Source organism: Methylobacterium sp. EM32, from assembly GCF_040593685.1.
In the GTDB taxonomy this organism is placed as follows: domain Bacteria; phylum Pseudomonadota; class Alphaproteobacteria; order Rhizobiales; family Beijerinckiaceae; genus Methylobacterium.
Window position 1 is genome coordinate 12,026 of record NZ_JBEXZS010000019.1, and the last position, 12,768, is coordinate 24,793.

Below are 12,768 nucleotides of genomic sequence, written 5' to 3' on the forward strand. Positions count from 1 at the left end.
ACTCTTAGGGCTTCGCAACAATCTTATCATCAGGTCCTTTCCAGCATCGCTTAAAAAATTCCTTCCTGTACAGCGTTTTCCTGCTGGGATCATCGGGCTTCAGCATGCGAAGCCCGTACTGTTCGTACATCTTAGCGATACGCACGTGAGCCTCGCGCATATTTTTTACACGGTCCGCCTCGAAATAACTTGGCCCCTTAAATTCGAATAAGCAGATATTCGCGCACTTCCTCACCGTGTACCCGCGCGCGATCGCCTCAGTGGCGAGCAAAGTGTCCTCGCCATGTATCGTGTAGGTTTTGTCAGGAAATATTTCTACTTTGCCCTCCTTCCGAAAATTGCGCATTACGAACATACTTCCCTTTAGGTCGGCGTCTTTGTGGAATATGTGATTGCGGTCGTAGTCAGCCTGGTTCCAAAATGCCCTTGGATGGCGCGGCGGCTTCTTATCCCAATACGGAAAGAATATATCTACCTCATCGTATTTGAGCGGCCTGTTGATGGCCATTTCAGCGAAGAAATTCAGCCCGCGACCCTCGTCATATTTGGTTTCAAGGATAGCATCATCGTCCATCATGATGCCCCAATCATATGAGCTGCGGTAAAACTGCTCCAAGCAAGCAATGCGATTAATAATTAGCGGGCTTCCGGGAGCCACGCTGTAGCTGCCATCGAGCGCAACGAACTTGCTCAAAAGGCCTGCGGTATCCTTGTCAAACGCTTCTACTTCGGCGTCAGTCCAGCCGCTGAGCCTGAGATGAAGAGGGATATCGGTATGCTCGATCCACCATTCCAACTGCTGTCGGAAAATATCCCGTCGTGCTTTCCAGACGGTTTCATCAGGCGACCGAAACGAAGTAATGAACGCACCGAACTGTTGCTTCACCAGCGAACTGGTGCTGACCGGCAGGCTGGAAGTTATTATCGACAAAGGAGCGCTCGCAGAGACGGACCCAGGCGCCACCGAGGAACTGGCAGGGAGCAATGCAGGCGGGCTGGTGGAAGGAGCTATGGCTGGCTGAGGTTGGGTCGGCCATGCAGCGAACGGTTCACAAACCCCAACGCGATCTCCTCCCGGCGTATGCACGAGCGGCAGCACAAGAAGGAGTTCGTCGTTATCGAACGCTGCGACCACACAGAGCGCGCCCTGCGGCTGATCCACGTCAACGAACTTAGCTTCCGCATCTACTTTCAGAGGTAGCAAAGCACGGCAAAGCCTATTCGCATCATCCAAGTCCAACCATCGCTCGTCACGGATGGGGATGAGTGTCGACGCACTGAAGAGATGGCTCACCAAGTTCGATGCTGCGGCACAAAAAGGTAAATCCTCTTCGTGAAACCCCACAGAAACACCTGTGTAATCGCTCGTGAGATTTAGCTTATCAGGGAGTGGGATCACCGGATTTGTGGCCTTCAGAGGCACGTCGGGACCGCCGCTCAAATATGTTCGCCGCCGCTGGGCCAATGTCCAATTGATTTCTAGAAGCTTCGACTGCTTCGCGTGCGCAATTTTTACAGTATCGTGCCAGCCAAAGACGTTTGATGATGGCGGATTGGTCTGGACCCCGTTTATAAAGGCATCCATCGCCTGGTGAGTAAGTGTGAGGGTAGAGCTGCGATTTCGCAGTTGCTCAGTAGCACAGACGAGATACTGGCCGTCAGGATACCGCGAGAAGGCAACCGCGTTGATCGTCACACCGCTGGGGCTCGTGAACGTGGCTACGTCAGCCGTGGCGGCCGTTTGCCAGCCGGTGTCTTCCTTGGCGAACGCATGCGCGAAGCGCTCGGCCTCCTGATCGGTCAGTACGAAGATGCCGTCGCCCAGCCCGTGAATGGGCGCGCCCAGCATCACATGGCCACAAGGGAAGGAATACCCTCGTTCGTGCCCCACCACCTCCACGCGGCACCTATCGCCTTCCACATTGCCAATGACGAAGGCACGGGTCGGCCTAGCCTTATCCTCGCCCGGCAGCTTGATGATGACGGGCAGCGTGAGGTCGCGCAGCAGGCGTACGGCGCGCTCAAGCTCAAGGAGAGGCTTCGCAAGCCCGCTGAAGCTGAACGCGTTGGTGCTACCGCTGTTGGCAGATATGGCCTGCTTATCAAATTTCTTGTAGACGCCTGCGTAGCCACCATGCCTATCGAACCAGTCTTTGGCAGGCTCTGATTTTGGCTTTTCACGCGTTGCAATATCTAGCGCAGTGCTACGCTGACTGAAAGTTGCCTTATCCGCACTACTGCCTCTGAATGCGATCTTGACGAGCGGGATAAATATATTTCCTTTCGCTGGAAGCGAATATTTCTCGCCATTTGCTACAATAAATGCTTCCGCAATCGCCGTATCCTTACGTAGCTCTAGCCCAAATTCGTATATTTTGCCCAGCACCGCATTGAGTTCGTCTTGGGCAATTTTCCCCAGATCTGCAGCTGTATGTGCGTGTAGGCGAATAGGTTCGAACTTCTGCTGCAAACTGACAACGTCGACCATGTTGCCGGACGGTTTCTTGCTGGCTCTCATCCCTACCATCCGCAGGCTGACGCAATTGACTAACCCGCACGGGGCGGGTCAAAAAAGTTTAGCTACTAAACTTTTTTCGCCTCGGTCGTATCGGTCAAAAATTAACGATTTCGCGCAACGAAGAGGAAATGCGCGATCTCGATGTCCTCTTTCCCCATGAGCCCAACCGAGCCCGGTATCTACCGGCCATCAGCCACAATTATGCGGTTATCGCAGCGCAGCCGGGCTGGCGGTGTTTGGGGCTAACAGGCAGTGATCTCGACTACCTGCAGCCTGGAAACAGCGCTATAGACATCCCCTACATCGATAAGCATTTCCACTACCCGTGCACGCTGACCAGCGCAGGGCAAGCTGCTATTACGGACGCCAAAGGTCGGCAAGCTACCATTGTATCCCAGCGTGATCGCAACAGCACGTTCGTGATCGCCGACAGCGGGGGCTTTCAGGTCCAGCAGGGCACTTTGCCATGGGAAGGCGAGGCGACCGTTCGCCGGATGCTGAAGTGGATGGAGAACGCTGCCGATTGGGTGATGGCGTTGGATTTCCCCACGGGCGGCATATCGAAGGGGACGGTCACCCCGCACATCAAGCGCCTATTGCGTGAAGGACAGGCTATTGACCAGATGAGTTCTGTGAACTCGTTGGGGCTCGGCTTCAACGCGTGCATGCAACAAACACGACTGAATACCGAGCTGATGCTCAAGGAGCGTGATACCCAGAAAGCTGGCTTCCTCGTTGTTCTACAAGGGCGCAACGAAAGCGAGAGTGCGGCATGGTACAAGGAATTTCAGCCGTTCATTGAGGATGGGATTGCCTTTGCTGGAGCCCACGCTCGAAACTACGCGCTTTTGCTCAGCCGACTGCTCGACATGCGCGCCGATGGGACTTTGAGGCGTCTCAAGCACATACATATTCTTGGAACCAGCACGATAGGCAGCGCAATTCTCTTCACGTGCATACAGAGACTTATTAGGCAGCATGACAATCCATACGTGCAAATAACGTATGATACCGCAAGTCCGTTCCTTCTGTCTGGTCGAGCATACGAGATCTACACGTCTTATGGCCTCGACTATGTCAATTCAGGCATGGCGAACGACGCGCCGAGTAAGGTCGATCCGTCCCATTACGGCCTGACATTAAACGCTTGGTGCGAGAAGCTCACCGAAGAGCGCAATGACGCATGCGAGGCCATCGGCCAGGAAATGCAAAGCCCGGTGCGCACGCATGTTGGTTCTCGCGTGCGAGTGGGTGAGTTGCTCAAGCAAGGAGAGCTGCCTCCGCAGCCTGATGCGAGAGCCTTCATGATCGGCTGCAACCACAATGTTCAGGCTGTCGCTGAAGCGCATTCCGAAGCCATACATCTTTATCATGATACGCCTGAGGGCAGGTTTCGGTTCTCCCGAAACGTTCAGGCGGTTGACTACATCGCAAAATATGTCTTGGGGAATAAAATAAACTTGGCTCGTCAAGTAATCAAGGAAGCTGGGTTTCGCCTAGAGCGACCAATCTGATAGGTATTTCTAAGGTTTATTCACCGAAAGTCCATCTATTTCTTTTATGCGAATACGGTTTACTTGCGGAGCTGATATGATGATCTCACGACACCAAACCGCGGCCTTTTTCAAAGGCGACTACAGACCTAAATGGAACGATCATCTCGATCTTACGATCTTGCTCATTGTGATGTATGTTGCATCTGGTGTCGCGGTCAATGCATTCGCGAAATATCTGCCCGTATACCCTGTAAAAGTTCCATTCAGCGGCAACCCGCCGGTGTCGTTCCCTCTAATCCCCGGCACGCTGCTGGTGGGCCTGATTTTCGTGATGCGCGATTATACGCAAAGGCTCATCGGCGATTGGGTCGCAGCATTCATGCTCATTGCGACGATCATCGTATTTTTTTGCGTAGATCGTGATCTGGCCTACTATAGTGCATTGGCTTTCCTCGTAAGCGAGGGGATTGACCAGATAGCTTTCCATGCCCTCAAAAAAGAAGACCTCAAAGATCGCATCCTCTGGTCGTCAGCCGTCGCAACGTTGTTCGACGGGGCCCTCATACTGTATGGGCTCAATGAACTCACCTGGCCCAATTATATCTCTCATTACGCTGGAAAAATGCTGGCCACTTTCGTGATCTGGCTGGTTCTCTGGCATCTGCACAACAAGCGTAACTCTCTAGCCCCGGCTGAATGAACATGAACGCTGCTGCAACAATCGCTTCTGCTACGCCGCTTCGCATGATCTGGGTTACGTTCCAGCGTGCAGGCTTCCATTGTTGGCCTGATGCTCCCAAGAAGCGAGAATACCTTTCCGCTAAACATCGCCACCTGTTCAAATTTCGTGTTTGGATACAGGTGTGGCACGGTGATCGCGAGGTTGAGTTCCATACGTTCCTCGAATGGCTGGAAGGTCTGTATCGCGACAACATACTCCAGTTGGATGGAAAGAGCTGCGAGACAATCAGCGACGAGCTGTACGGAAACATTGCTTCCAACTACCCCGGCCGTGATGTATGGATCGAGGTAAGCGAAGACGGTGAATGCGGTAGCTTCTCGCAGTACGCGGCTAGCGAGCAACGCAAGTGACCATCTGGGTTTTGCCCATCGAGGGTCATGAGCAGCGCTACACGGAACAGTGGCTGCACCATCTCCCCGTGCAGCTGGCGCAGGCAGCTGCGGCTCGCGGCATGCAAGTGAGGGTGATCCAGATCGAGGGCGAGACACCCCCGCCGGTGCCCCTGGCGGGCGCCTTCCTCGATTTCGCCGGCACCAACATCTTCAAGAGCACGCAAATCGCCGAGGTAGCTCGGCGGTTCCAGCGGGGGGAGGTGAGGCCTTGCGACACGTTCCTGATCACCGACGCATGGCATCCCGGCGTGCATCAGATCCGGTACATGAGCGCGCTGCTGCGGAAACCCGTGCGCCTGATCGGAATGCTCCACGCGGGTCATTATGATCCCAACGACTTCCTTGGCCGGATCGCGCCCCGGGACGTGGCCTGGGCAAAGGCCATGGAGCGCGCGCTGTTCGAGGCCTACGATGTCAGCGTGTTCGCGACGCAGGCCCATGCCGAGCTGTTCCGCGCAGGGGTGAGCGTGGCGGCGGATGATCCGCGAGTGGCCGTGTGTGGGTGGCCCATGGAGTACCTTGCGGCGGAGCTACAGCCGCACCTTGGGCAACCCAAGGAGAACATCGTGCTGTTCCCCCACCGGCTGGCCCCGGAGAAGCAGCCGGACATCTTCAAGGATCTGGCGGGGTCGTTCCCCAGCTGGCAGTTCGTGGCGTGCCAGGAGACGGCTCTCGCCAAGGGGGACTACCACGACCTGCTCGCCCGGACCCGGGTGGTGTTCTCGTGCAGCCTGCAGGAGACCCTGGGCATCGGCAGCTATGAGGGGGTACTGGCGGGGGCAGTGCCGGTGGTGCCGGATCGTCTCAGCTACCGCGAGATGTACCCCGAGGAGTTCCGGTACCCCGCGGAGTGGACTGCTAGCTGGGAGGCATACCTTCGGCATAAGCCGGCATTGGTGGCGCACCTCTCGGCGGTGCTGGATCGCGTGGTCAGTGGTGGGTACAGCCTCACAGCATGCGAGCAGCAGCTTTCGCGCTTCTTCTCCGGATCGGACCTCTACGATCGCGTGCTCGCCGCGTGAGATCGGGACGGATGCGGACATACGCCTTCGACGGCATGGTCGCCGACCATGCCGTCGATCCATTCGGAAGGCAGGCATGATAGGGTAGAGTAGCGAGAAGGCCGCGCTGGATCGAAGGAGCAAACTCCAGGCCCATATGAGACCCCACGGTGACAGCAGCCTCGTTTTCGGTGAGATGCCGGACGGTGCGATCGTCCACATCTCTGAGGTTGCCTCCGGGCTGGCCTGCGGATGTCGGTGTCCCGGCTGTGGCGCACCTTTGGTTGCTCGCCGGGGCGAACACCTCGATCACCACTTCGGCCACTACGGTTCGGCAGACGGCAGTGGCTGCGCGACCGGGCCCGAGACGGCCCTTCATAAATTCGCCAAGGAATGCCTCGCTCGACGTTTGGAGCTGGTCCTGCCGGGCTGGCAGGAGACAGAAGGCGCAGGTGGCAAGAGCTACCCCGGTGGAGCCCTCCGTCTCGACGAAGTGGTTTTGGAGCACCGGCTGAGCGGCATCGTTCCCGACGTGATCGCTCGCCGAGGTGGCCGCGACCTGCTGGTGGAGTTTCGCGTCACACACCCCTGCGATGCGACCAAAATCGCGAAACTCGTCAAACTGAACGTGGCAGCTGTTGAGATCGATCTGTCGTGGGCCCCGCGAAATGTGAGCCGTAGTGGGTTGGAGGAAGCTATCCTCACGGAGGCACCGCGGCGCTGGCTACACAACCCCAAGCTGCTGCCATCCAAGGCGCTCAGGCAAGCGAGCGTGGATCTGCCCAGGCCGTCTGCCACGGTAAATGCCGTGTCGTTGGCTCGAACATACCGCGCAGCTCACGCGGAGGCGCGAACAAGCCGATCAATCACGACGGCGGCTGGTCACCTCGCCACCGATTTCCCGCAGGCGGTCGGCATGGCCGTTCCGGGCAGTGGCTGCTTTACGGTCTCGCCTTCCGATTGGCAGGCCGCGATCCTGGAACAAATGATCGACCGAGCGCTCGCGGGGGGACGACCTGTGATCACCCCGGCAGTTGCTCTCCGGCAGCTGAAACAGAAAGGTTGGCTTCGGTCGCGCTTTGCACGGCTCACGACGGCTGACGCCCAGGCTTTGAAGCAGCTCGATCCCTCCTTCGCTCCGCCGGCGGAGGCCGTCTCGGCCTGGATGAGGGCTGCGGCACATGCCGGCATCCTGGTCCCCGCGGGCGGTGCCGAGCGATGGACCCTTTGGCCTGACGTCATGTCGAGGGTCCGCGACGAACGCCGCAACCGCTCCGCTATGGGTACTTGATGGCGCGCGTAGCCCGCGCCGGGGAGCTGCTGCCGCTGGCAGCATCACCGCCGTTGATGTTCCACGACCGCGGGATGGATAACCACTCGCGCAGCTTCGTGTACCGGCGCTTTGCAGCGCCCCCGCGCACGGCCATGCCGATCGCTTTGCGCTGTCCTATCAGCACCACCAGGCGCTTGCCGCGCGTCACGCCCGTGTAGAGCAGGTTGCGCGCCAGCATGGTCCAGTGCTGCGTGGCGATCGGGATCACCACCGCTGGGTACTCCGACCCCTGGCTCTTGTGGATCGTCGTTGCGTAGGCGGGCACCAGCGTGTCGAGTTCCCCATAGGGATACACCACCTCCCGGCCGTCGAATTCCACCACGAGCGCACCTTCATCGTCGTCGATGCGCAGCACGGCGCCGAGGTCGCCGTTGAACACCTCGCGGTCGTAGTCGTTCTGCGTCTCCATCACCCGATCGCCGGGGGCGAACTTCCAACCAAACCGCTCCACCATGGCAGGCGGATTGGGGTTCAGGACCGCCTGGAGTTCGTGGTTGAGGTTGCGGGCGCCAAGCACGCCCCGGTTCATCGGCGTGAGCACCTGGACATCCCGAACGGGATCAAAGCCGAACCGCTTGGGTATGCGCCGTGTCACCACCTCGATGAGCTTGGCCACCCCTTCCTCAGGCTCGGCAATCTCGATGAGGTAGAAATCCGTCTGCTCGCCGGTCCCGACCGGGTGGGGCATCTTCCCAGCGTTGATCCGATGGGCATTCACCACGATCCGGCTCTCGGCGGCCTGCCGAAACACCTCGGTGAGACGTGCCACCGGAATACGCTCGGACGCGATCACATCGGCCAGCACCTGCCCTGGGCCTACCGATGGCAGCTGATCGACATCGCCCACCAACAGCAGCCCTGATCGTTCCGGAACGGCTTTGAGCAGCGCGTTCATCAGCGGCACGTCAACCATCGACGTTTCATCGATCACCAGCAGGTCGCAATCCAGAGGGTTTTCCTCGTTGCGAGAGAAGCCACCGTGCTTGGGGTCGATCTCCAGCAGCCGGTGGATGGTCTTGGCCTCCAGCTGGGTCTGCTCGGTCATCCGCTTAGCTGCGCGGCCAGTGGGGGCGGCGAGGAGCACGCGAACTCCCTTGGCGATGAGAATGCGCAGCACGGTGTCGAGCGTGCTCGTCTTACCCACACCCGGTCCACCGGTGATCACCGAGAGCTTGGAGGCGAGCATGACGCGAACCGCCTCGACCTGGGAGGGAGAGAGCACCTTGCCGGTCTTCTGCTCTACCCATGGCCGAGCCTTCTCCATGTCGATCTGGGGCCATGGTGCCGAGCCCGCGGCCCTCGCGATCAAGCGCTCGGCGATGCTGCGCTCCGCCGCGTGCAGGCCCTTCAGGAACACACAGGGTTCGTCGCCGATCGTGTCGGCGATCACCTCTTCCCCGCGTCGCAACTCTTCGGCGATGGCCAAGCGGATCAGCTGGGGTTCGACCTCCAACAGTTTCTGCGCCAGCACCGTGAGGCGTTCAGCCGGTAACGCGCAATGCCCCTCATCCATGGCCGTCTGAAGGGCGAAGGAGACACCAGCTCGCAGCCGGGGAGGAGCATCCCGCTGCATGCCAAGCCTCATGGCGATCGCGTCGGCGGTGCGGAAGCCGATGCCGCGTATGTCGCGGGCGAGCCGGTAGGGATCCTCGGTCATCACCTGAATGGCTTGATGGCCATAGGTCTTGAAGATACGCACGGCCCTGGCCGTGCCGACACCGTGGGCGTGCAGGAAGATCATAATCTCCCGCACGGCCTTCTGCTCGGCCCAACCCGCCACGATCTTCGCGGCTCTCCAAGGGCCGATGCCGGTGACCTCCTTGAGCCGATCAGGTTCGGCCTCAATGATCTCGAAGGTGTTCTCGCCGAAGACGGCCACGATGCGCTTGGCCATGGCAGGGCCGATCCCTCGCATGTGGCCGGAGGCGAGGTACTTCTCGATGCCAGCGGCTCCCGTGGGGGGCGTGGCCTTCAGCGTTTCAGCCTTGAACTGCAAGCCGTGAGTGCGATCGGAGATCCAGACGCCGGTGGCGGTGATCCACTCCCCAGCGCCGATGGCAGGGGCGTGGCCAATCACCGGTACGAGGTCGCGCTTGCCCCGGGCCTGCACCTTCAGCACGCAGAAGCCGGTCTCGGGCGAGTGGAAGGTGACACGCTCGACCGTGCCCGCGAGAGCCTCGACAGGGTTGGCTCTGTCGACCTGCCTCGGTGGGCCCATTACGCTCACGCTTCCTCTCAGGGTCTCGACCCATTGCCGCTGCCATAGCTTGGCAGGGCGATTGTCGCCGAACCAGGGCAGGGCCCAGTTCATGAACGAGAATATGGTTCTTGGTTCGTTCTTTCGCCAGAACTGCGGAGCAATCCGGCCGACAGCCGATCATCCGCTCAAATGCCGGTGCTCCGCTCACGGCTGGGTTGGGCAGGAAGCTTACGCGGTGGCTGTTCTGATGCACCCATCACGCTGCTGCCACCGAATTGCGACCGCATAGATCTGTCGGAAGGCAATCGCAGGCGGGTAACGCTAAATATTTCTTTCAGGGTCGCTTTGTCGCCCGAGGCACATTCTTGGGGACCTGCCAATCGAAGTCAGTCGCACCGTGGAACGTCATAACGAACATCTCCAGCGCGTGATTGATTTCTTTCACTCTCTGTTCTGTCTGAGCCTCTCGATCGAACATAACATAAGCAGCCAACAAAATACCGACATCCCACACCGCGCACATGCTAATTCGAAGTGGCTCGGCGGTCACCCAGTCGATCACCTCATGCGTTTTGTCGCCCTGCACCGCATAAACGAACCGGTCATGACTGCGCATGCCTAGCTTCCGCATGGCATCCACCTCGCCCAATAGCTTAATAGTCGTATCCATGTCGAAACCTCCCATCTGAGCAGATAGCAGCTAGATTGGTAAGGAAACGATATCAGTAAGCCTTGCCACTCAGTTGACGACCGGGGTCTGGGGATGGCAGTGACCCGGAGCAAAAATGCAAGCCGGGCCATTCAATTTTTTGTCTCCAAGTTGGGTTACGGTCGCGCTTAGAAGATCGGCTTACAGATTTGAAACCACAGCATTTTGCTGAAGGGGGTGACTACCAAGCATTGCGGCCATTGCTGTTGCTTTTTCTTCCCTCGCCCTCGCCCAACGCCTACTGGCCGCCTCACTCATATTCTTTCTTGTTTCGGCGCTTTTTGGAGTGCCCGAGAGGGAAGCGCTGATGGCCTGCTTGGTGGCGTCTGACTGCTTGGTACCGGTTCGCGCATCCCTGATTTTGTCCTTGCTTTCTTGGCTGTGAGTGTCGCCGCTTTGCATGTGGCACACGCGCTTGCTCATCTCCTTTGTTTTGATTTCCATTGTATGGATGCTGCAGATGCCGTCCATGAAAGCATTTTTATTTTTCCAGCTTAGTACGTAACCATCATCGCTAAGCATAAAGGCCATGACATCTCCGAACAACATTTTCTGCTTGAGTGTGTTGTAAAAATAGCGTTTCCGCTTCCACAAGACGAGATATTCATCCCATGAAATATCAAAAACTCGACCCTCGCTTTCCTGATATGCCTTGCTGCTTTCGTAGCGACCTCGAAGAAATTTTTCCAACTCCTGATCGCGTTCAGATTTGAATTGTGTCATTTGGCTCTCCTTATCAGGCAATATACTCTTTTAAACGGCCAGCACGCCAAGTTGCGATATTTTCTTTTCCATCGAGGATCTGATGGCGTTGTCACAGTAGGCTGCGGCGAGCGTTGCAATAATAGGTTGGTTGTATGTATATTTAGAGGAGGTAACATTTGCACTAGATGGAAGTAATAGATTGGATCCATCTTCTACGAAGTAGAAGATAGACACAACCCACTACCACCCAAACTAGCACAAATATCACCGTCCTTGCCTGCGAGTTCTCGCGACGTGTGTGCTCGCGCTGCTCGCAACCCACTCGCGGGAACTTCGCCGGTTAGGCGCTGTCGCACCTCGTCTTGTCAGACGAGGGCTGCTCGCGGCGCCACTTCGCTGCCGCTACGTGGAGAGCGCCACTCGCGGACTTCCAGTCTACCCATCTGGTTTTGGGTCGTAATGGTTTTGGGAGAGGATGCCGCGGGCGAGCGGGCACCGCGGCCACACCAAAAAGCCCGAAATAGCGAAAAATTAGAGCGCAAAATCAACTACTTAAGAATTGGATCCTGACTGGACAGTGTCCTTGTGCGTTCTGGTGCATTTTGCGATCAATCACGGATGGAGCGGCGTCCTATATCATTACGCGCCAATCTCAGGTTGAACAGCAGGACAACGGCAGTAATGTTCTGGACATGAGAACTGGTCGTGCTCAAGCAAAGGACACACACATGTCGGTGCTCAAGACCCTCAAGCTCAGTGCTGCTGCTCCCGCCGTGTCGGCCAACGATCCCTTCGCGCGGGCGCGGGAGAAGCTGCTGGGACAGCTCGCCGAGCAGAAGGAGATGGTGACGGCCACCCTCGAAGGCCGGGCGTACCAGCCCCCCAAGACCCTCGGCATGCGCAAGGACGCCCAGGGCCAGCGCGTGCGTATGGAGGTCAACCGGCGTGTGCGGCGCGGTTGGTTCCAAGACGAGGCCGGTACCACGCACTTCATCCTCCGTGTGGGCGGCAAGCCCATGGCGCTGCAGCCCGGGAAGGCCGCCATCGGCATCGGCACGCTCGACAAGCTGCCGGCGATCATCGACGCCCTGATCAACGCGGTGAGGGCAGGGGAGCTGGACGCCCAGATCAAGGAGGCGGCGGTGGCTCGGGGTCTCATGATGGCGGAGCGGCGCAAGAAGAAGGCGGCGTGACCCCGTTGCGGTGACGGCGCGAACGCACATGACCGGCAGCGCCGTCACCCCGAGATGCGGTTATCCCGGCGTGGCGCAGTGTCGTCAAAACCGCCGATCCCACAGAAAAAACGAATGATCCCACAATAGCTTAGGCACGCGCCGGTTCACCCAGCACAGCAAGTGCGCGAAATCTAGCTCTGGTTGCAGATAGCCTCAGGGTCGCCAGTTCCCCTTCTGCCCCGACAAGGGGAGGGTAGTTAGCTCTGACGCGCCAGGAGCGTCGGACAGCGCGTTCGAGGGTCCGCCAGCGTGCAAGGGCGCTGCTGCGGTGGTCCAACGGTTCTGGGGCTTCCTGAGCCTAGCACGACACCTTCAGCTCTCGAGGAGCAGCTCTGCTGATTTTGGTCATCGCCGTGATGCTGCTTAGCCACGACGCAGGTGCCGTTACAGCACCGGTCAGGGACCGGCGCAGCTTATCGCCAAGATCGTGGTCGGGC

At 58.4% G+C, this 12,768-nt stretch carries 10 protein-coding genes; 6 read left to right on the forward strand and 4 right to left on the reverse strand.

From position 1 onward, the window contains the following. Positions 1-4: 4 nt before the first annotated feature. The gene (locus tag ABZT49_RS03225; RefSeq protein WP_355282946.1) at positions 5-2,518 is read right to left on the reverse strand and encodes a hypothetical protein; all 2,514 of its coding nucleotides are present in this window, start codon (positions 2,516-2,518) and stop codon (positions 5-7) included. Between the two features lie 128 nt (positions 2,519-2,646). On the opposite strand from ABZT49_RS03225, the gene ABZT49_RS03230 reads away from it, so the two are divergent. The 5 genes from ABZT49_RS03230 (at position 2,647) to ABZT49_RS03250 (ending at position 7,440) form a co-directional block, all read left to right on the forward strand. Then, a complete protein-coding gene (locus ABZT49_RS03230; protein ID WP_355282948.1) occupies positions 2,647-4,032 on the forward strand; it encodes a hypothetical protein in 1,386 nt (461 codons plus the stop codon). A 76-nt stretch (positions 4,033-4,108) separates the two neighbouring features. Next, positions 4,109-4,714, forward strand: a complete 606-nt coding sequence (locus ABZT49_RS03235; protein WP_355282951.1) for a hypothetical protein — start codon at positions 4,109-4,111, stop codon at positions 4,712-4,714. Positions 4,715-4,716: 2 nt separating this feature from the next. Then, positions 4,717-5,106 carry a hypothetical protein gene (locus ABZT49_RS03240; RefSeq protein WP_355282954.1) on the forward strand — a complete coding sequence of 130 codons (390 nt, stop codon included), beginning with the start codon at positions 4,717-4,719 and terminating at the stop codon, positions 5,104-5,106. Next, positions 5,103-6,170, forward strand: a complete 1,068-nt coding sequence (locus ABZT49_RS03245) for a hypothetical protein (RefSeq protein ID WP_355282957.1) — start codon at positions 5,103-5,105, stop codon at positions 6,168-6,170. The genes ABZT49_RS03240 and ABZT49_RS03245 overlap by 4 nt, the downstream gene beginning before the upstream one ends. Positions 6,171-6,345: 175 nt before the next feature. Next, complete coding sequence (locus ABZT49_RS03250) at positions 6,346-7,440, forward strand: hypothetical protein (protein ID WP_355282960.1); 1,095 nt, start codon at positions 6,346-6,348, stop codon at positions 7,438-7,440. Here the strand turns inward: ABZT49_RS03250 and ABZT49_RS03255 are convergent. The 3 genes from ABZT49_RS03255 to ABZT49_RS03265 form a co-directional block, all read right to left on the reverse strand. Beyond that, positions 7,427-9,700, reverse strand: a complete 2,274-nt coding sequence (locus ABZT49_RS03255; protein WP_355283063.1) for an ATP-dependent RecD-like DNA helicase — start codon at positions 9,698-9,700, stop codon at positions 7,427-7,429. The genes ABZT49_RS03250 and ABZT49_RS03255 overlap by 14 nt on opposite strands. Positions 9,701-10,016: 316 nt before the next feature. Next, positions 10,017-10,352: a hypothetical protein gene (locus ABZT49_RS03260; RefSeq protein ID WP_355282963.1), complete on the reverse strand. Its 336-nt coding sequence runs from the start codon at positions 10,350-10,352 to the stop codon at positions 10,017-10,019. Positions 10,353-10,532: 180 nt separating this feature from the next. Further along, positions 10,533-11,114: an NUMOD3 domain-containing DNA-binding protein gene (locus tag ABZT49_RS03265; RefSeq protein ID WP_355282966.1), complete on the reverse strand. Its 582-nt coding sequence runs from the start codon at positions 11,112-11,114 to the stop codon at positions 10,533-10,535. A gap of 710 nt (positions 11,115-11,824) precedes the next feature. Between ABZT49_RS03265 and ABZT49_RS03270 the strand changes: the two genes are divergently transcribed. Then, the gene (locus ABZT49_RS03270) at positions 11,825-12,289 is read left to right on the forward strand and encodes a hypothetical protein (protein WP_355282969.1); all 465 of its coding nucleotides are present in this window, start codon (positions 11,825-11,827) and stop codon (positions 12,287-12,289) included. The last annotated feature ends 479 nt before the right edge of the window (positions 12,290-12,768 follow it).

Excerpts from the sequence above, each read along its gene's own strand:
- ABZT49_RS03255 (WP_355283063.1), bottom strand. The coding sequence starts at position 9,700 with ATGGGCCCACCGAGGCAGGTCGACAGAGCCAACCCTGTCGAGGCTCTC.
- ABZT49_RS03260 (WP_355282963.1), bottom strand. The coding sequence starts at position 10,352 with ATGGATACGACTATTAAGCTATTGGGCGAGGTGGATGCCATGCGGAAG.
- ABZT49_RS03225 (WP_355282946.1), bottom strand. The coding sequence starts at position 2,518 with ATGAGAGCCAGCAAGAAACCGTCCGGCAACATGGTCGACGTTGTCAGT.
- ABZT49_RS03230 (WP_355282948.1), top strand. The coding sequence starts at position 2,647 with ATGCGCGATCTCGATGTCCTCTTTCCCCATGAGCCCAACCGAGCCCGG.
- ABZT49_RS03250 (WP_355282960.1), top strand. The coding sequence starts at position 6,346 with ATGCCGGACGGTGCGATCGTCCACATCTCTGAGGTTGCCTCCGGGCTG.
- ABZT49_RS03240 (WP_355282954.1), top strand. The coding sequence starts at position 4,717 with ATGAACGCTGCTGCAACAATCGCTTCTGCTACGCCGCTTCGCATGATC.
- ABZT49_RS03270 (WP_355282969.1), top strand. The coding sequence starts at position 11,825 with ATGTCGGTGCTCAAGACCCTCAAGCTCAGTGCTGCTGCTCCCGCCGTG.
- ABZT49_RS03265 (WP_355282966.1), bottom strand. The coding sequence starts at position 11,114 with ATGACACAATTCAAATCTGAACGCGATCAGGAGTTGGAAAAATTTCTT.
- ABZT49_RS03235 (WP_355282951.1), top strand. The coding sequence starts at position 4,109 with ATGATGATCTCACGACACCAAACCGCGGCCTTTTTCAAAGGCGACTAC.